Here is an 828-nt window from a genome sequence, read left to right as displayed (position 1 = left end):
TGCATTGGGAATAGAGAAGGGAAGATGCCTTGCGCAGCTAAGCGATCCACTTGGTCTTGGCGCATGGTTTGGCCGTGAATGAGTACAGGTCGGCGGTCTTGCTTTCCTAGCTTTTCATTTGCTTTGGTTACCGCATTGATAAATTGCTCGATCGCCGCGTCACCATTGGCATGCGTCAGCACTTGCCATTCATTTTTAAAGGCCGTTTCTACGTAATCGTAAGCTTGTTTATCTTCGAAAGTTGGGTAGCCAGCGTAGTCTTTATCTTGTCCATGTGGCGGGTGGAAGTAAGGCTGACTTAGCCATGCCGTTTTACCTTGTGGAGAGCCATCAAAGTTCAGCTTTACGCCACCGATGCGGAAATGGTTGGTGTACTCTGGCGTGTTGTATTCTGAGTCCATAAAATCACTGCTCGATACCATATCGGCGTACGCAACCAAGTCGATCATCAGCTTGTCGTTTTTCGACGCGCGTTTCATCGCTTCATAACCTTCTGATGTTGCTCGTCCTTCTTGAGCTGTGGTATAGCCATATTTCGCGTACATACCTTGCGAGGCTTCTAACATGCGATCTTGAAGTTCAGAATCAATCAACTTATTGAGGTTGAACAGCATTGCAAAGTGCGCGTTTTCTTCTAGGACCCCATTGGGTTCTTGGCTGTTTTCCATTCGGCGGATAATGCCACCTTTTGGATCTTCCGATTCTGATGTGATGCCTGCTAGCTCTAAGGCTTTACTGTTTGCGACACTCAAATGCCCCGAAGTGTGAATGATCAATACAGGCTTATCTGTGCTGACTTTATCGAGATCCGCTTTGGTAGGGTAGTAA

General features: G+C 47.1%; 1 protein-coding gene. It reads right to left on the bottom strand.

Going from position 1 to position 828, the window contains the following annotated elements; genetic code table 11:
* Positions 1 to 828, bottom strand: an 828-nt coding sequence (locus tag R8O11_RS26515) for an amidohydrolase (protein WP_318194780.1), incomplete at both ends; no start/stop codon positions are given.

This window comes from Vibrio sp. 1288 (genome assembly GCF_033344475.1).
The sequence above is the reverse complement of the archived record's forward strand: the minus strand, read 5'-3'. Positions and strand labels throughout refer to the sequence as shown.